Raw genomic sequence first — 17,515 nt, forward strand, 5'->3', positions numbered from 1 at the left:
GAGTTCTTGTGAAATGAAGACATTACTAAAGGCACAAAATATAGTTCGCTATCTGAACCAGGGTAAGGTTTATTACGGAATTGTCGAAGATAACGAGATTATTCAACTGTCTGGTGATTTCATTGAAGTTGTTAACAACGATTTAAAATATGACGGAGTAAGAGTAAAATATAGTGATGTAAAGATTTTGGAGCCAGTAAGCCCCTCGAAAATCGTTAATTTTGGTTGGACATATGCAGATCACGCAAAAGAAACTGGGGGCACGGCTAATCTATGTGAACCTTTTCTCTTTTTAAACCGACTTCTTCACTAATCCCGGATCAAGGTGACATCATTCTTCCACCAACTAATTTGACAAAACAGGTAGAACTAGAGGGAGAAGTAGCACTCATAATTGGAAAACGTGCGAAAGATGTAAAAGAAGAAGAGGCGTTAGATTATGTTTTTGGCTGCACTATATTTAATGATGTAACAGCAAGGGACCTGACTAAATCAGATCCTCAGTTTACAAGGGGCAAAGGTTTTGATACTTTTGGGCCATTGGGTCCATGTATTGTAAAAGGTATAGATCCAACTAACCTAAAGATTGTTACCTCATTAAATGGGGAAGTTGTCCAAGAAGGAAATACGAATCAGATGTCACTTTCCATTCCTTTTCTTATTAGTTGGATATCACAGGTAATGACACTCGAGCCAGGCGATGTTCTAGCTACTGGTTCACCTTCCGGGAGTTGTTCAATGAATTCGGGAGACACTGTAGTCGTTGAGGTGGACAATATTGGAAAACTCACCAATTATGTAAAATAAATAGAAACTAAGAGATAAGAATCTATAACAAGGGCGATGCTATGAAAAGCATTGCTTTTTTTGTGAGTCAAAAACAAGGTTAAAACGATAATTACTATGTTTGGTATAATTTGAATTATATTTAGATGATAAATTTATACAAAAGTGAGTTGGTAATTAAATGGGTCGAATGTTTTATACTTTGGAAAATCACAAAAGAGATATCGATGTAAAGCAATATGTATACTATATTGGATCCTATCATTACAATTGGCACGATGCCATGGAACTGTTAATTGTACTTCAGGGAGAGATTGAAGTTAGCATTAATGGTAGGAATAATATATTGGAAGAAAATGATATGATGATTATAAATAGTAACGTAGGGCACGCAACACTTGCTAGAAAACAGAATTCTATTGCAATGGTTATTCATCTCCATCCAATTTATTTTAGTTCCTATTTTAGTGATTACCATTTACTTGAGTTTAGATGCATAGCAAGTTCTAAAAACCGACATGCTGAACCTTTTAAAAAAATAAGAAGGCTTGCTGTGGAAATGATACAATTTATGGGGGGAGACTCACCAACAGAAAAATTGTGCTGCGAAAGTCTTCTTCATGAGCTTACAGCAACTTTAGTCAAATACTTTCCTCCAGAAGAGATTTCATCGACAGAAATGGCAAGTAATAAAAGAAAAAATGATGCAGTGAATCAAATGATTCGCTATATTGATAAAAATTATAGAAGTAAAATCAGTCTAGAGGAGCTCTCCAAGGTATTTGGATATAATAAGAGCTATGTTTCCCAGATTGTTAAGCTTAATCTTGGGATCAACTTTTATGAGTATCTGACAAGAATAAGGCTTAGGGAAGCTACATATGCCCTATCTAATTTGGAAGAAAAAATATCTGATATTGCTTTATCCTATGGATTTTCCGAAGTGAAATCCTTTAATACAGCCTTTAGGAACAGCTTTGGTAAAACCCCCTCAGAGTACAGAAAACAACTTTCAGAAAAAAAGCATTCGCAAAGTCTATTAACGGAAAAAAGGTATCTCGATGAAGAAGAGTTTAAAGAATTAATAAGAGGTAAGAAAGAAACGGAAATATCATCTGACCTTCTTTATCAGCGTAAAAGACAGGAAGTAAAAGAATTATTGAATAAAGAAGATTATCAAAAAATTAAAGAAATACGAAAAGAGCTTGATATTACACTCAAAAAGATAACAAAAATAGAAGAAAAACTTCTTTAATGGTTAGTTGGAAAGTTGCGTTTAATATTTGGGAAAAGTAATTGAATAGTCGTATTGTTGAAAGGAAAAGCGCTCTATTAAGTAGGGGAGGCTTTTCCTTTTTTGTATTGATAAAAAGTATTGCATACTTTTATTTATTTGTGTATATTGTATATAAAGTATATATACAATATGTTGGTGAGGGGTAATGATGCAAATAATCATTTCTAATCAATCGAAAGAACCGATTTATGAACAAATTTGTGGGCAAGTGAAAACGCAAATACTGAAAGGCGAGCTTGGGGCAGGGCAGGCTTTGCCTTCTATGCGGCAGTTAGCGAAGGATCTTGGCATCAGTGTCATTACCACAAAGCGTGCTTATGAAGAGCTTGAAAAGAATGGCTTTATTTATTCTGTAGTTGGAAAAGGATCCTTCATTTCCGAACAAAATAATGAAATGATGAAAGAACGAAAAATGAAGGTAATCGAAGAACAATTACTGTCTGCCGTGGAAAATAGTAAGGAAATAGGCATTCCACTTACTGAATTAATCGAATTACTTTCATTACTATACAGGGAGGAAAATTAATGGAGAATGTAATTGAGTTAAAAGGTGTCCATAAATCATTCGGGAGTTTTCAATTAACAGACATGAACCTAACTGTGAAAAAAGGGTTTATTACTGGGTTTATCGGGGGAAATGGGGTAGGGAAATCTACAACAATCAATTTGATGATGAATTTACTGCAACCGGACAAAGGCGACGTGAAGGTATTTGGACTTGAATATAAACAATTTGAAAAAGAAATCAAACAACGGATTGGCTTTGTTTTTGATGAGAATGTCTACTATGAACATATTACTCTTGCTCAATTACGCAAACTTCTGCGCCCTGCTTATCGTAATTGGGATGATGCATTGTTTAATGAATATGTAAGAAAATTTGAGCTACCATTAAAGAAAAAAATTAAGACATTCTCCAAAGGCATGTTAATGAAGACTTCTTTAACAGTTGCATTGTCGCATCATGCTGAACTGATTATTATGGATGAACCGACATCTGGCTTAGACCCAGTTTTTCGGCGAGAATTATTAGATATTTTACAAGAAATTATGGAAGATGGGACGAAGACGATCTTTTTCTCTACTCATATTACTTCGGATTTAGATAGAATAGCAGATTATATTACTTTCATTCATAATGGTAAACATATTTTCACAAAAGAAGCTTATCGCATTGAAGAAGATTACGCTATTGTTAAGGGTAGCATCGAGTTATTAGATCGCGATACGGAAAAAGAGTTCATTGGCCTCCGCAAATCCTCATCGGGTTTTGAAGGATTAACAGCGAACAAAAGAAGAGTACATGACGTATTTGGTGATTTAGTCGTCACTGAAAAGCCAACAATTGAAGATTTAATGTTTTATACGAAAAAGGGGGAAGAGAGGTATGTTTAACTTGCTAAAAAAAGATTTTATCTTACAAAAGAACACGATGATTTTCTTGCTACCAATTTTTATCTTATTCTTAACCCAAAATTCTTCTAGCATATGGAATGCGCTCATTTTTAGTATTGCCTTGGCGATGAATGCATTTGCCATTGATGAAAAACCGGAGATTAACAAAATGCTCAATGCATTACCTTATACAAGAAAAGAAATCGTAAGCTCAAAATATTTTGGTACACTTTTATACACCGCGTTAGTCGTTCTGGTAGTATTTGTTTGGAATATTTCAATTCATGCGACGCTTACAAGCTGGAAAGAGGCATTACTTATTTTTGGTCTTGTAATGTTGGCTATCTCTTTCCTATTTCCGTTTTCTTATCAATTTAAGAGTCAATATTTATTAATTGGTACACTAGGGTTATTTGGGGTAACTATGGTAGTAGCGAGGATTTTCGACTTGAATATGGCTGGGACTTTAATGTCTACTTTTGAGTATATGGTTTCATTAAATGGTAATGAAATACTGCTCCTCGCTGTATTAGTGAGTTTCGTTTATTTGATTTCTTGGGCTGTCTCATTGACTATTTATAGTCGTAAAGTATTCTAACTCATAATGGGGTGTTCGGAAGATGACAAAAGAGTATCTTTATAAACAACCGAAGACGATTCTTAATAAAGGAACTGGCTATCTTTCAGGCTACACACATACTCTGAATCCTTATACGGGCTGTACATTTGGCTGTGCATATTGTTATGTAAGGCAAATGCCTGTTTCCCTTTTTCGAAAAGGAGAATGGGGTGAGTGGGTCGATGTAAAAAAGGAAGCTGCTCTGTTGTTAGACAAAGAATTGAACAGGGAAAAGAAGAAAGGAACCGTCACAATCTTCATGTCTTCCAGTACGGATCCTTATCAACCGGTGGAGTATAAGGAAGAAGTCACAAGGTCACTTTTAGAAGTATTTGTTAGCAATCCAGCAGATTTTCTCCTTATTCAAACACGAAGCCCGCTTGTTACAAGGGATATTGATTTACTAAAGAAATTAGGAAACAGTGTTCGAGTCAGTATGACGATTGAGACCGATGATGAGGAAATACGTAAGCGGTTTGCAAACGAAGCACCGCCTATTCAGGCGAGAATGAATGCCTTAAAAAAACTAGCAGATGCCAATATCCCCACACAAGTAGCAGTTGCCCCCATACTGCCTAGCAGTGAGGAATTTCCCACAAAATTAAAAGAATATGTTGATCGTGTATGTATCGATGATTATTTTATGGGTGATGGCAGTGGTGGAAAACGGACAAGTCGTTTAGGGATTGAAAAGAAGTATCACGCATTAGGATTGGAAAAATGGTATCAACCGTCTGTTATCACTTGCGTAGAGAAAAGATTTAAAAAAGTTTTCCCACCAGAACAAATCTACATCAGTCAAGCAGGATTTGCCCCCTCATAACTATAAACATATATAGAGGTACACTTTAAAGATGGAGGTTAGTGATTGTGAGTTTACAATTAATAAAGGCAGCTAGAGAGGGAGATAAAGATCATTTATTAACATTGTTAAATATCGGGGCGAATATAAATGCACAAGATGACGAGGGGAATACAGCCGTTATGGCAGCGACCCAACAAAATCAAATGGAAATTGTGCAAGTGCTAATAGCGCATGGTGCAGATATCAATATTCGAAATAAACGATTAGATAATGTGCTTTTATACGCAGGTGCTGAAGGACTCCTTGAAATTGTTCAATTAGCTATCCAAGCAGGAGCCGATACAACAATCACCAATCGCTACGGTGGCATTGCCATTATTCCGGCATGTGAACGGGGGCATATTGAAGTTGTAAAGGAACTGCTCACACATTCTGATACGAATGTGAACCATATCAATGATTTGCACTGGACAGCATTACTCGAGGCCATCATTTTAAGTGATGGTGGCAAAACACATCAAGAAATTGTTCAATTGCTCATTGATCATGGAGCAGACATTACGATTACAGACAAAGATGGAGTAACACCTTTGCAACATGCGAGGGATAGAGGGTATCGAGAGATGATTGAGATATTGGAAAAGGTGAAAAAGTAAGTTAGTCAATTACTCTCTTAAAATTGTAGATAATATAAAATAAAACGATAAGCTGACTCCTCAAAAGGTGTCAGTTTTATTTGTTTTTTCCTGCGAAAGGATATTTTTATGGTCAATGGGGATGATGATGAGGCGATCTTAGTCTTAGCCAATAGACAAGCTTATCTAATAAGTCATCTGCATTTTTGACCTCATCAATGGTTACTTTCACATGTGCAACCATCATTTATTCCCAAGTTAAACTCTCTTTCATGATGGATAGAGGAAGAAATCACTGGGGTTTTTTATTTATTAGGTCATTAGAAAAGGCAGAGAATTGATGGAAATAGCCCCGGTGATCTTTGGCTCGATTGTTGAGTCTTCACTTTCTAATATAGAGAAGATATACAATGATAGATAGGAAGAGATGATGATCCATGGGCATCATCGTCCTTACCATCTTTTCAAAGGTGATGAACAGACATATCCTTAATCCGAGTTTCTTAGGGGATAGTTTTAGTTTAACTGCCACGTACGTTGTATTGACGACTGATAACGGAAAGAGGGATGTATTAAGTAATCATGCTCCTTATAATAACCAAGCTTTTTCATTGTCGTATGAGAACCTTCAAATACCTTATGATACTTGATTCTAGAGAATTTCCTTGGAATCGAATCGCAAAATAAAAAGTATTCACCTCTCACAGCCCAAACCATATACTAAAGCGAATGAGATCTAAGGAAGGCGAGTGAATGGTATGGCTGTATCATATATAGATTATCAATCACCTAATAACCAATATATGTATGACTTACGAAATAACCAACTTTTCAAAAGGGACAACCAAAACTATATTAATGCTTTAGGGAGGGATCAGCTAAACACGCTTGGGAATGTGTCAATGTTAGATATTTTTCTTAGTAAAGAGAAATATGTAGAACCTCATATTCATCAAAATGCTTCAGAACTGGTCTATTGTGTGAGTGGTTCTGCGGTCGTTTCCTTTATTAATCCCTTTACAAATGAGTTGAAAAATATACCAATTAAACCAGGACAAGTAGCAAATGTCCCTCAAGGTTTTTGGCATTATGAGGTAGCGACCGATGATAACACGCATTTATTAGCTATTTTTGATGCTCCTTATCCACAAGCTATTTATGGCTCAGATATATTGCGATTAACTCCAAGTAAAGTGATGTCTGATAACTATTGTCTTGATCAGGATAAATGGGAAGAAGCGATTTCACCTATTACTAACACAGTAATCATTGGCCCATCGGCGGATTGTCAACGACAAACAACCCAACATCAAAATCCCCATCAACACTATTACCAACCTAATTCTCAAACTCAACATACTCAACAAAAACAATTTCACCCTATTCAGTATCAACCATATGATTGAAGCTTTTAGAATTAGCTGCCTGCTGAGGCAGCTTTTTTTATTGTGGATTGATATGACAAAGTATTAGCTATAGGCAAGAATACAATCAAAAGGAAGTTGTACAAATAACATAATTATATAGATTAAAAAAAGGGAGGTTTCATCGTGTTAGTTAGTAGAGAGAAAAAGAAATATTGTCGTAAATGTAATAAAAGATACTACTCCCATTGTGATAAATGTAATATATGTTGTCCTGGGGCAATCATCATCGGTATAACTGGTATAACTGGTGTAACAGGTCCCACAGGTCCAGTTGGGATTGGGGTGACTGGTATGACTGGTGTAACGGGTCCTCCCGGTCCAGTGGGAATTGGGGTGACCGGTATGACTGGTGTAACGGGTGCAACCGGTCCAGTTGGAATAGGAGTCACCGGTTTAACGGGATCAACCGGTCCAACAGGCCCCACTGGTCCGACAGGAATAGGAGTCACCGGTCCAACTGGACCATCAGGAGGACCACCAGGGCCAACAGGAGTCACAGGTCCCACTGGTCCATTCGGTGGTCCAACAGGCCCTACTGGTCCAACCGGTCCAGCAGGAGGACCTCCGGGACCAACAGGAGCAACCGGACCGATTGGTCCCACAGGACAAACGGGTCCGACCGGTCCGACAGGAATAGGAATTACAGGCCCCACAGGACCATCAGGCGGCCCTGCTGGTCCAACAGGAGTAACGGGTCCGACCGGTCCAGCAGGAGGCCCAACCGGTCCGACTGGCCCAACCGGTCCAGCAGGCGGTCCACCAGGTCCGACAGGAGCAACTGGTCCCATAGGTCCAACGGGTCCGACTGGTCCAACTGGTCCAACTGGCCCCACAGGAATAGGTATACAAGGTCCGACGGGGGCCACCGGTCCAAGTGGTGGAGGTGGTGGAAACTTCCTTCAAACATTAACAATGGGTAGTATCAATGCAGAATTACCATTTAACGCAGGTGGAGGGAATTTTCAGGCAGTAGGTGCATTAGTATTTAATCAAACAGAGCAAACGGTATCAGAACTTTCGTGTTACATTGTTCAAGATGGCAACGTAACAGGTGATTTTCAAATGGCTATTTTAAGTCCTGTAGGCAATAATAACGCAACAGTAATTGCGGTCACACCTCTTGTTAATACAATCACACCAGGAGTATTTAACTTACCACTTGTTTCACCAGTCACATTACTAGCAGAAGAACAATATTATTTAGCTGTATATAATCAAGTAAATGGATGTAATATTGGTGCAGAAACGGCCGGTTATGCTAGTACACAAGATGCCCCTTCAATTAATTTTAGAGCACAAAATTTACAAGGGTTTTTTATTGGTCAAAACATCAATACAAGTGATGTTAGTCTACAACTATCACCATGGGTTGCAGCTCAATAAAGAAATGATGAATGAAACAATTATATGCTATGAATTCAAAGAACAAAGCTAAGATAGTCTTTGTTCTTTTTTTAATGGTAGTTTGTTATTTTCTTAATTACCATCTCATCTAAGGGTTACAGCTCAACTTGTATGCCCATATAGAACTTCTTTTCTTACTTAATATATAAGACAAGCAATCCCTTATACTTTACACGGCACCGATACCAATTTAACACTCAAAAGTTAGGTATATTACATTATTTTATAATTAATTGAGTAGAAGTAGGAAAAAAACTATGGTTTATTTGTAAAAAAATACAAAAAAAGTAAATGGTGATATATAATATGGTTATCTGAAAAACCTTCTAAAGAGAGAATGATAAAGGAAAGAAATACAAATGGAGGTGTATTGTTAATGGAGAATATCATACCCATTGCGATTATATTCCTTGTATTTGGTATTAGTTTATGTATGGTATATTGGGGAATTTCGCAGCTTTATCGGTTGTTTTTTCAACCAAAAGTACAAGATCAGCAGAAATTGCTGATGGAGATAGCAGAGCTAAAAGAAATGGTTCGTTCAATTGAAAGAGAAATGAAGCAACAAAATATCGAAAAGTAGGTTAAGAGATGACTATAATTCATGAAAAAAACAATCGCTGGATTTCACTGATTGCTGAGCCACTTCATTTAAGCTTCTATCCCTTACAAAGTGGCAAGCGGTATAAAGTAGAGCTTATTAGGCATTCAGTAACGAAGAATAAATTCATTAAAAGAGTTTCTTATGCTCAATTTATTGCAGATGAACATGGGAAAATTGACTTAGCAAGCGCAAAGCCATATGAAGGCACTTATACTGAAACGGACGCAATGGGTCTTTTTTGGTCGATGCAAATAGAAGAACAAACAGAAAATAAAAGCGAGCCGTACATAAGATTAAATCCTCATGAATATGAAATTGCTCTTTATAGAGATAATATTTGTTTAGATAAGAAAATAATAGTGAGGAAATGGTATAAAGATAAAAAAGTGGATAGTATTCCAATTAATGGTGATGGTTTGATTGGGAGATATTATTATCATCGGGATTATAAAGTAAGACCTTCCATTATAGTCGTTTCAGGTTCTGAAGGGGGGACAAACGATTTTGCAGCGAGTGCATTAACTGCATATGGCTTTAACACATTGGCTTTAGCTTATTTTGGTGAAGAAGGATTAAATGACAGATTGGTAGAGGTCCCTCTAGAACTCATTGGAAATGCAATTATTTGGTTGACGAATAGAAGGGATGCTCATCCGAACTGGATAGGAATCCATGGAACATCAAGGGGTGGTGAGCTAGCTTTGTGGTCGTCTGTCTTGTTTGATGAAATCACAGCAGCTGTCTCTCTTAATGGTTCAGCCGTTTCTTTTGCAGGCATTGTGCCATGGTCTGAAGCAAGAACGTTACCGCCTGCTTGGCATTTTCGCGGACAAGCCTTACCATATGCCTCTAAAGAAAACCCTGTAGAGGTAGCATCCTATTGTAGGGCACAATGGATGAGAGGAGGGAATCCATTATCGTACTGGTACGATTGTTTGTATGAACTCAATAAAGCCATTATCCCTATCGAAGAAACCAAAAAGGAATACTTATTGATATCTGGAAAAGAAGACGCTAATTTTCGTTCTTCTGTTTTTCATGATGTATGTACACATGAAAATATTCAAAAACATTTTTATGAAGCAGCAGGCCATGAAATCGGGATACCGTATTTACCGATTGTAGCCAATGGCTTTACCGGTGGGACAAAAGCACAAACAGCAAAAGCGAGCGTGCACTCATGGGAAGAAACAATCGATTTTTTTAGGAGAAGTTTCGCGAAAAAACTGGGGGATGAATAATCAATATGTTTGTCGGTTTAAGTTGACTTAGCCAGTGGCTGGAGGGTCGGAATTATTATATATTTATTGTATTAGGAATATTATTTATTGAAATTCGATAAATATGTTGGTAATATACAGTTATATATTTACAGAAAAGGAGTGCAATTCTTGCAAAACTTTTTCCGCATAAATGTCATTAGCTTCTGTATAGCTCTGGTATTCTATCTTCCAATAACACTAATGGCAAACGTTTATCGATTTGCACGGTTATCAGGTTTTGAAACTAGAACAATGAATATCATTATTATAAGTGCTATTTTAATCGGCTTTATTGCTATCACAGTATGGCTTATTTTTCTTATTCTTAAATGGTTTGAAAAGAGAAAGATTCATTATTGGTCGCTTCTCTTGTGGCTTCCTTATCTAGTTGTTGTCTCTTATGTAAACAACGTCTTGTTTCCTATTACTTATCCTGGAGACAGCCCTAATCCCTCTACAGGATTATTTATTCTTGCAGGCTTTTTTGTCTATCCAATATACATATTTTCTCTTAATTCTGTTGCTTGGATGAAGGACTAGAGTTAATCAATTGTTTTTGGGGAGTGAAATAATGATGAAAGAGGTTATTTATAATCACGAAGACTTATTAAAGATGCTAGATTTTAATAGAAATAAGAAGCATGGAAGTGATTTGAACAACTTAATTGCTTATTTGGCGTACCAGGTTTGTTAACAGCATTGTTTCAAAAGAAGGGATGATAACAGGTCAGTGGAAAAATGGGTCGGTGCAGCAGCAATTTGTATAAATGAAGAAAGTCAGTTACTAATGGTGCTTCAAGGCAAACCAGAAGAAGAGAAGACATGGTCTATACCGTCTGGTGGTTTAGAGGCAAATGAAGATTTAGAACATTGCTGTTTGCGTGAACTACTGGAGGAGACGGGCTATATTGGTGAGATCTGTGGTAAGGTTAAGGTCAAAAAAGATGTGCTTAAAGAATTAAATATAATCATTGAAGTCCACTATTATTTAGTGGAGATTATTGCAGGTCAAATGAGTATTCAAGACCCAGATCATCTTATTTATGATATTGCTTGGAAGGGCATCGATGAAATGTAAAGTCTATCGTTATCTTTTCCAGAGGATAGGGGATTTTTAATATACTGTATGAAATAGCAACGAACTTGCTTATTGTATCGAAAGAAAATTTAGTAGATGAATAGAGATAACTTGCGAAAGAAGGAGAAAAAAACTTTGGCGAACAAGCATTAGATAGGCTTTACAAAACATTTGGTTGCAATCGCAACCTTTTTTTATGGAAGAAATAAAAACAGGGGGGGTCATGATGGGTAATCTAAAAGGTAAAGTGGCTCTAATCACAGAAGCGAGCTCAGGTATTGGGCGTGAAACATCATAGGTGGCGCGGGAGAGAGGATTCATTATGCTGCGACTAAAGGGACTCTGGATACAATGACGATTGGAATGTCGAGGGAATTTATAGAGTACGGTATCATTGTAAACGGAGTGGCACCAGGGTTTGTTGACACCCCTTTCCATGAAAAATTTGCCCCAAAAGATGACCGGCTAAAACGCATGTCCGCCACAACATCAATTAAAATGGCTGCTAAACCGATGGAAGTAGCAGTGTGCGTCACCTTCCTCGCATCTGATCCCTTAAAATATATAGTAGGCGAAACAATCAATGCGAGTGAGGGAAGGTAAATAGTAATGAATTCAAAGCAATGGTAAATGCTATTCGTACATTATGTTTGTTTCAACCTGTGAAAAAATAAAATGTGTAACTGTTTGTGCAACTGGACTCATTTTATCAATGAATGCTTCTGCTTGCGCAAATGTTTCAAAATGCATTTTAAGCATAAAACAGGCACTTCCGGCAACGCGATAACAAAATGCGACGTTAGGCAATTTCTTAATATTATTTTTAAAAGATTGATAATCACCATTTTTCACCGTTGCTTCGATGATACATTGAATCGGCAAGCCTAATCTTTCATGATCTACTTCTAATGTATATTTTTTAATTACTCCAAATGACTCCATTTGTCTTATGCGTTCTGTGACAGAAGGGGAAGACAAATTCACTCTTCGACCAATCTCACTCATGGATAAACGGCTATTTTGATGTAATTCATTAATGATTTTCTTATCAATATCATCGATTTTCATTTTTAAAAGTGAATCCTCCTATAACGTTTAATATTAAAATAATTTGTTGCATTTTCATTTTGAATTTAATGTAAATGGGCTTTTTTATTTCTTATAATAATAAATATTATCAAGGAGGTGCTTTAAATGGCAAGAATTGTCGCATCAAATATTGGAGAAACCCCTTTTCAAAGATTATTAGGACATAATAGTGAATTATTGGATGATTGGAGCCGATTAGGTGATACGCTAGAAACAAAAGGGTTCCTATCTGCCGAATTAAAAGAACAAGTAAGGCGAGCTTTGGCACAAGGAAATGGTTGTACTTATTGTAAAGCTAAAGGTAGACCAGAACCTGACAAATATAATGAAAAAACAGCAATTTCCGTTGGATTTGCAGAAGTATTTTTAAAGAAAAAAGGGGACATTTCTCATTCATCTTTTGAGGTTTTAAAAGAAATATTTACCGTTGAGGAAATAAGTGAACTTTGTGCCTTCATTTGCTTTACAACAGCTTCTCAGTACTTTGGGGCAATGATGAATTTAGAAGGCTCTCGTTCTTGATCTTAGTCAAGAGAGTAAATTATTTAACTAATGAGCGAACTTATAAAAAATGGGGTCAAAGATTTTATACACATTTATAAAAGAAGGAGGTGGCCAAGGGTGGCCCCTTCTTTTTCTCATTTACTGGATTTCCTTTACAGCGAGGTGAAGACTAGAGTAGGTTTTTACTTTAAAACTAACGCCAAGTGAAACCATTGTCTGAGCGATTTCTGGGCGGATACCCGAGATTTTCGCTGAAATGCCGACTAATTGAAGTGCTTCAATTACATCGAATAATTGCTTGGCGACCATTGTGTCAATAATGGGTACGCCTGATAAATCAAAGATGATATGCTCTAATTCAAGATTAGAAGCAGACGTTATTGAGACATGCATCAGTTTTTGTGCACGATTTGTATCCATAATACCAATCAAAGGGATGACCCCGAGTTTTTCTGTAATTCTTACAATGGGAATTGAAAGTTCCTCGGCTGCAGATTCTGCACTAAGGATTCGCTGATTAAACTGTTTCGAGTAAGACATACTCAGCCAATAAACAGCACGATCCACTACAGCATCAAATTTTGAAATGATATCGTAAAATACATCAATACTTAGAGCGAAATCATTGGCCGTTTTCTTAATGATTTCACCGATCAGTGATCGATAGTATCTTACTTCCTCAATTGCAGTTTCAAGATTTAAGTTAAGATTTGCCCATAGATTAACCGTTTCTTTTCCCCATTCTTGTAAGGTTTCAAACGTGTGCTCTTCGGATGTTGAGATAGATTGAGCATAAATATTTATTAACTTTTCTCGCCAAAGTTTGATATCCACTTGTGTTTTATTTGTATAGGATTGATTAGCTGCTATATGTCGCTTTTCTGCTAATAAAGGTTTTTGGGCAATGATTCTTTCAGTTATTTGCTGTAAGTGTTCTTCGATTTTTATTGTCAATAGTCACAGCCTCCAATTTATGTCACTTTTAATGGTAGCATGTGTGAGAGGGATGACTCAAGAAAAAGGCAAGTGAACAACCACTAGCTACCTATAGTCACCCATATAATCTAGATTGACTTAATTGTATACATTTGTATACAATTATAATGTGCGAAGGAGGTGAGATAATGAAAGATAAACAAAGTGAATTTGAGAATCATCCTAGAGATGAGCGAAGGGGCAAAAGAAACCGCCCGCATAAAGAGGGGGCTAAAACATTTCGTAGAGGACGAGCGCTCACTTTTTTAGAGAGCTTAAGGCTCAAGGAATCAATTTTGAAGAAACAATTAACATCACCAGAATTGCAAACCATTAATCCTATATTAGTGGGAGAGTTGAAAGCAATAGATATGATTATTGAAGAATACATCAATCATTTTCATTTGAACGAATTAGCGAGTGAGTCAGAACTGAATATGGAAAAGGGGGATGAGCATGAAACAAATTAATCGATATATTGATAAGGTGTTTTATCAATACGATGAACTCTTAGAGGAGGTACTTCAATCAATTAATGAAAATGGAATGAGAGCTATTTCTGTTTCTCCTTCTACAGGGAAGCTTTTAACATTGCTCGTATCAACATCAGGAGCAAAGAATGTTCTTGAAATTGGTGCGCTCGGTGGATACAGTGGCATTTGTTTAGCACGAGGATTTGGGAAGTCGGGAGAACTAACATCATTAGAAATAGAAAAAAGCTTTGCCGAATTAGCTTCAGGCAATTTAGCTAAAGCAGGGTTTAGTGAGCAAGTATCTTATATCGTAGGTCCAGCTCTTACAAGTCTAGCAGTACTTGAAGAGGAACGGAGACAATTTGATTTCTTCTTTATTGATGCCGATAAGGAAAACTATGAAAATTATTTAATTGCTTGTATTAAGCTTGCAAAGGATGGTGCATTAATAGTCTGTGATAATGTACTTGCAAATGGTAGTGTAGCGGATGAAAGTAGTGAGCCTAAACGTTATACAGAAAATATGAAGAGATTTAATCAAATAGTCGCTAGTCATCCTCAACTAGAGTCTACTTTAATTCCAATAGGCGATGGTTTAACCATTTCAAGGGTGAAAAAATAACCCATAGATAAAAGTGCTCACCAGCTTCTTACCTCGTAAGCCGGCGCGCACTTTCTGCTTATTAATCGTAAAAAATCAAATGAATATTACTACTGGTACGAGATTTAGCGAAAAATTCTGCTTCATTTCCTCCGTCAACAAATTTACCAATACTGCGGAAAATCCCGCACTCTCCCCTTGCAATATTGCGATAGCCGACATAATCATTATAGCTTTCGGGATCGTACTCCCATAACTCTACTTTCACTTTTCCTTTTGGACCAACATAGTTATCACGGCAAATCATATAGTCGCCACCAGTAGAAGCATAAATTTCACTTTCTGCTCCGTTACTTGATAAACTCTGTTCACCTAAATAATCCCATCCACTACTAGCAGTAGCAGTAATAGGGATAAGACAAATAACTAATAATGCACATAGAGAAGCTTTTACTTTCTTCATCGCCATTCCTCTTTTCTGTTCGGATTGTAAAATAATTTCCTGTTTATCCTATCAGTATTTTATGGAAAATATGACGAATCGTATGTTATCACACTTGCTTTATCGAGTAGGATTAGCTCCCTAACCTTACGCCTCTTTTGATTGAGGGTATAAAGTTGGAATTATATTTTAGTAAAATAATCTTGTCTTTCTTATACATGCAATGACCATTAAACAATGTTATAGTCAAAGAAAAAAAGTGAGGCATATATATGTATAGATGTTCTTGGTCAAATAGCAATCAATTAATGCAGAATTACCATGATAAGGAATGGGGTATTCCTAGTAAAGATGATCGCTATTTGTTTGAAATGCTTTCATTGGAAGGTGCTCAGGCAGGTCTATCTTGGCAGATTGTTCTATCTAAAAGAGCTAACTACCATGAGGCGTTCCATAATTTTGATATTGAATATTGTGCGAGTTTAACAGACGCCGACCTATTAGCCATTAAAGAGAACCACGGTGTGATTAAGCATTTAGCCAAACTACAATCAGTTAGAAATAATGCTCGCGTTTTATTGGAAGTTCAAAAAACATACGGCAGCTTTGCAGCGTACATTTGGAGCTATGTTGATCATGTACCTTTTCAGAATGAGTGGCAATCCGAAGATCAAGTCCCTGCTCAAACGGAATTATCTAGTCAGATAAGTAAAGATTTAAAAAAGAAGGGATTTAAATTTGTAGGTCCTGTAACCATATATAGTTTTATGCAGGCTGTGGGAATGGTTAATGATCATGTGACTAATTGTATATGCTACGAACCAGTAGGAAACTAAAGGGATGGCGACTGTCATTCCTTTTTTTATGAATTCCTTACAAATAACAAAATATGCGATGCTTTTTTAACAAGTCTTTTAAATAACTACCGAGTTTAACCATTTAATTATATAAAAAATTATATAATTTGCAATTTATATATAAAATTATATAATAAATACAATTATTAAAAATGAGGTACTAGATATGGAAGAATTTAAGCAGGTTTTAGAGAGTTTTATCCCTATAGCAAAATCCACTGCAAAAATGTTTGGACCAAACTGTGAAGTCGTTATTCATGATTTGACGAACCCTCAGGCATCGGTCATGTATACAGCCAATAATCATGTAACAGGAAGAGAAGTAGGTCAATCTTTTGATCACCTGGTGAAGACTGTTTTACAATCAAAAGAATTTAAAGAAGATTATCTTGCTGGTTATACATTTGTAACAAAAGATAAACGTACTATTCGTTCTTCGACATCATTAATACGTGATTCCAAGCAAAGAGTGATTGGTGCTTTCTGCATAAATTTTGATGTGGAAGCATTGAACCAACTGCAACAATTTATGAGTACATTTCTTCCCGCACAAGTTAATGTTCCAGAAAAGGAAACTAAATCGGATGATAATATTGAGAATGTGGAAGAAATAGTAAATCAATTGATTGAACAAATCATTCAAAATAGTCTACATCCTGTCATGAAACGCAACCAAAAAATTGAGTTAATAAGGTTTATGGACGAAAAAGGCATTTTTTTAATGAAAGGATCTGTTGAGAAAGTCGCATCCTTGTTAGGAATTTCTAAAGTGACTGTTTATAGTTATTTAGATGAAATTAAAAATAAATCAAGTAAAGGAGAAGTAAATGAAAAAGATCTTTGAAGTAGGAAATTTAAAATCAAATGGGCACTATGCTTTAGCAACGGTACATCAGAACACCGTTTATATATCAGGACAATTTGCCGTTAATCCAGAAACCTGTGAAAAAGAATTTGGCCCAATTGAAGAAGAAACTTTGCAGGCACTTAAGAATGTGGAAATGATTGTAGAAGAAGCTGGAAGTACAAAAGAGCAGATTTTGCGTTTAACAGTATATATTCCAGATGTGAAATTATGGGATAAAGTAGATGCGGTTTATAAGGTATTTTTTGGTGAACATAAACCAGCTCGTACCGTAGTACCTACAAAAGAATTACATTTCGGATTCAAAGTTGAAATAGATGCCATTGCGTATATTTAATCATATTTTTTTATCAGTTTCATATAAAAAAATCTATTTTATATAAAAATTTTCGAAGGG

The 17,515-nt window shown here is 36.3% G+C and carries 25 protein-coding genes; 22 read left to right on the forward strand and 3 right to left on the reverse strand.

Annotation, left to right across the window (positions count from 1 at the left end):
• Nucleotides 1–13: 13 nt before the first annotated feature.
• The 16 genes from LG276_RS04960 (at nt 14) to LG276_RS05035 (ending at nt 11,915) form a co-directional block, all read left to right on the forward strand.
• The gene (locus LG276_RS04960) at nt 14–313 is read left to right on the forward strand and encodes an Rv2993c-like domain-containing protein (protein ID WP_404293695.1); all 300 of its coding nucleotides are present in this window, start codon (nt 14–16) and stop codon (nt 311–313) included.
• A gap of 38 nt (nt 314–351) precedes the next feature.
• A complete protein-coding gene (locus LG276_RS04965) occupies nt 352–807 on the forward strand; it encodes a fumarylacetoacetate hydrolase family protein (RefSeq protein ID WP_251162714.1) in 456 nt (151 codons plus the stop codon).
• A gap of 160 nt (nt 808–967) precedes the next feature.
• The gene (locus tag LG276_RS04970; protein ID WP_251162713.1) at nt 968–2,041 is read left to right on the forward strand and encodes an AraC family transcriptional regulator; all 1,074 of its coding nucleotides are present in this window, start codon (nt 968–970) and stop codon (nt 2,039–2,041) included.
• Between the two features lie 190 nt (nt 2,042–2,231).
• A complete protein-coding gene (locus LG276_RS04975; RefSeq protein ID WP_224934739.1) occupies nt 2,232–2,609 on the forward strand; it encodes a GntR family transcriptional regulator in 378 nt (125 codons plus the stop codon).
• Nucleotides 2,609–3,478: an ABC transporter ATP-binding protein gene (locus LG276_RS04980; RefSeq protein ID WP_224934741.1), complete on the forward strand. Its 870-nt coding sequence runs from the start codon at nt 2,609–2,611 to the stop codon at nt 3,476–3,478. The genes LG276_RS04975 and LG276_RS04980 overlap by 1 nt, the downstream gene beginning before the upstream one ends.
• Nucleotides 3,471–4,076: an ABC-2 transporter permease gene (locus tag LG276_RS04985; RefSeq protein WP_224934743.1), complete on the forward strand. Its 606-nt coding sequence runs from the start codon at nt 3,471–3,473 to the stop codon at nt 4,074–4,076. The genes LG276_RS04980 and LG276_RS04985 overlap by 8 nt, the downstream gene beginning before the upstream one ends.
• 22 nt (nt 4,077–4,098) lie before the next feature.
• Nucleotides 4,099–4,920, forward strand: a complete 822-nt coding sequence (locus tag LG276_RS04990) for a radical SAM protein (RefSeq protein ID WP_224934745.1) — start codon at nt 4,099–4,101, stop codon at nt 4,918–4,920.
• Between the two features lie 47 nt (nt 4,921–4,967).
• A complete protein-coding gene (locus LG276_RS04995) occupies nt 4,968–5,558 on the forward strand; it encodes an ankyrin repeat domain-containing protein (RefSeq protein WP_224934747.1) in 591 nt (196 codons plus the stop codon).
• A 416-nt stretch (nt 5,559–5,974) separates the two neighbouring features.
• A complete protein-coding gene (locus LG276_RS05000; protein WP_224934749.1) occupies nt 5,975–6,187 on the forward strand; it encodes a hypothetical protein in 213 nt (70 codons plus the stop codon).
• Nucleotides 6,188–6,295: 108 nt separating this feature from the next.
• Entirely contained in the window at nt 6,296–6,943 is a 648-nt protein-coding gene (locus LG276_RS05005; RefSeq protein ID WP_224934751.1) for a cupin domain-containing protein, read from the forward strand.
• A gap of 222 nt (nt 6,944–7,165) precedes the next feature.
• Entirely contained in the window at nt 7,166–8,347 is a 1,182-nt protein-coding gene (locus LG276_RS05010) for a hypothetical protein (RefSeq protein ID WP_281202959.1), read from the forward strand.
• Between the two features lie 397 nt (nt 8,348–8,744).
• Nucleotides 8,745–8,951: a hypothetical protein gene (locus LG276_RS05015; RefSeq protein WP_224934755.1), complete on the forward strand. Its 207-nt coding sequence runs from the start codon at nt 8,745–8,747 to the stop codon at nt 8,949–8,951.
• Between the two features lie 8 nt (nt 8,952–8,959).
• Complete coding sequence (locus LG276_RS05020; protein ID WP_224934758.1) at nt 8,960–10,213, forward strand: acyl-CoA thioesterase/bile acid-CoA:amino acid N-acyltransferase family protein; 1,254 nt, start codon at nt 8,960–8,962, stop codon at nt 10,211–10,213.
• Nucleotides 10,214–10,363: 150 nt separating this feature from the next.
• Complete coding sequence (locus LG276_RS05025) at nt 10,364–10,774, forward strand: hypothetical protein (RefSeq protein ID WP_251162712.1); 411 nt, start codon at nt 10,364–10,366, stop codon at nt 10,772–10,774.
• A 190-nt stretch (nt 10,775–10,964) separates the two neighbouring features.
• Nucleotides 10,965–11,312, forward strand: coding sequence for an NUDIX hydrolase (locus LG276_RS05030; RefSeq protein ID WP_224934763.1), 348 nt, complete (start codon nt 10,965–10,967; stop codon nt 11,310–11,312).
• A 351-nt stretch (nt 11,313–11,663) separates the two neighbouring features.
• The gene (locus LG276_RS05035; RefSeq protein ID WP_251162711.1) at nt 11,664–11,915 is read left to right on the forward strand and encodes an SDR family oxidoreductase; all 252 of its coding nucleotides are present in this window, start codon (nt 11,664–11,666) and stop codon (nt 11,913–11,915) included.
• Nucleotides 11,916–11,945: 30 nt separating this feature from the next.
• Here the strand turns inward: LG276_RS05035 and LG276_RS05040 are convergent, their stop codons facing one another.
• Nucleotides 11,946–12,380: an Lrp/AsnC family transcriptional regulator gene (locus LG276_RS05040; RefSeq protein WP_224934765.1), complete on the reverse strand. Its 435-nt coding sequence runs from the start codon at nt 12,378–12,380 to the stop codon at nt 11,946–11,948.
• 126 nt (nt 12,381–12,506) lie between these two features.
• On the opposite strand from LG276_RS05040, the gene LG276_RS05045 reads away from it, so the two are divergent.
• The gene (locus tag LG276_RS05045; protein WP_224934767.1) at nt 12,507–12,923 is read left to right on the forward strand and encodes a carboxymuconolactone decarboxylase family protein; all 417 of its coding nucleotides are present in this window, start codon (nt 12,507–12,509) and stop codon (nt 12,921–12,923) included.
• A 120-nt stretch (nt 12,924–13,043) separates the two neighbouring features.
• Here LG276_RS05045 and LG276_RS05050 read toward each other — a convergent pair whose 3' ends face one another.
• Nucleotides 13,044–13,859 (reverse strand): STAS domain-containing protein, encoded by an 816-nt coding sequence (locus LG276_RS05050; protein ID WP_224934769.1) that lies wholly within the window; start codon nt 13,857–13,859, stop codon nt 13,044–13,046.
• Between the two features lie 170 nt (nt 13,860–14,029).
• On the opposite strand from LG276_RS05050, the gene LG276_RS05055 reads away from it, so the two are divergent.
• Together LG276_RS05055 and LG276_RS05060 are read left to right on the forward strand one after the other, a co-directional pair.
• Nucleotides 14,030–14,350: a hypothetical protein gene (locus tag LG276_RS05055; protein ID WP_224934771.1), complete on the forward strand. Its 321-nt coding sequence runs from the start codon at nt 14,030–14,032 to the stop codon at nt 14,348–14,350.
• Nucleotides 14,337–14,975: an O-methyltransferase gene (locus LG276_RS05060; RefSeq protein WP_224934773.1), complete on the forward strand. Its 639-nt coding sequence runs from the start codon at nt 14,337–14,339 to the stop codon at nt 14,973–14,975. The genes LG276_RS05055 and LG276_RS05060 overlap by 14 nt, the downstream gene beginning before the upstream one ends.
• A 61-nt stretch (nt 14,976–15,036) precedes the next feature.
• On the opposite strand, the gene LG276_RS05065 is transcribed toward LG276_RS05060, so the two are convergent.
• The gene (locus LG276_RS05065; RefSeq protein WP_224934775.1) at nt 15,037–15,417 is read right to left on the reverse strand and encodes a hypothetical protein; all 381 of its coding nucleotides are present in this window, start codon (nt 15,415–15,417) and stop codon (nt 15,037–15,039) included.
• Nucleotides 15,418–15,668: 251 nt separating this feature from the next.
• Here LG276_RS05065 and LG276_RS05070 point away from each other — a divergent pair, with 251 nt between their 5' ends.
• The 3 genes from LG276_RS05070 to LG276_RS05080 all read left to right on the forward strand — a co-directional run bounded on the left by LG276_RS05070 (nt 15,669) and on the right by LG276_RS05080 (nt 17,455).
• Nucleotides 15,669–16,232, forward strand: coding sequence for a DNA-3-methyladenine glycosylase I (locus tag LG276_RS05070; RefSeq protein ID WP_224934777.1), 564 nt, complete (start codon nt 15,669–15,671; stop codon nt 16,230–16,232).
• A 187-nt stretch (nt 16,233–16,419) separates the two neighbouring features.
• Nucleotides 16,420–17,097 carry a transcriptional regulator gene (locus tag LG276_RS05075; protein WP_224934779.1) on the forward strand — a complete coding sequence of 226 codons (678 nt, stop codon included), beginning with the start codon at nt 16,420–16,422 and terminating at the stop codon, nt 17,095–17,097.
• Nucleotides 17,081–17,455 (forward strand): RidA family protein, encoded by a 375-nt coding sequence (locus LG276_RS05080; RefSeq protein ID WP_224934781.1) that lies wholly within the window; start codon nt 17,081–17,083, stop codon nt 17,453–17,455. The genes LG276_RS05075 and LG276_RS05080 overlap by 17 nt, the downstream gene beginning before the upstream one ends.
• The last annotated feature ends 60 nt before the right edge of the window (nt 17,456–17,515 follow it).

Source organism: Cytobacillus kochii, assembly GCF_044790165.1.
Classification (GTDB): Bacteria; Bacillota; Bacilli; order Bacillales; family Cytobacillaceae; genus Cytobacillus; species Cytobacillus kochii.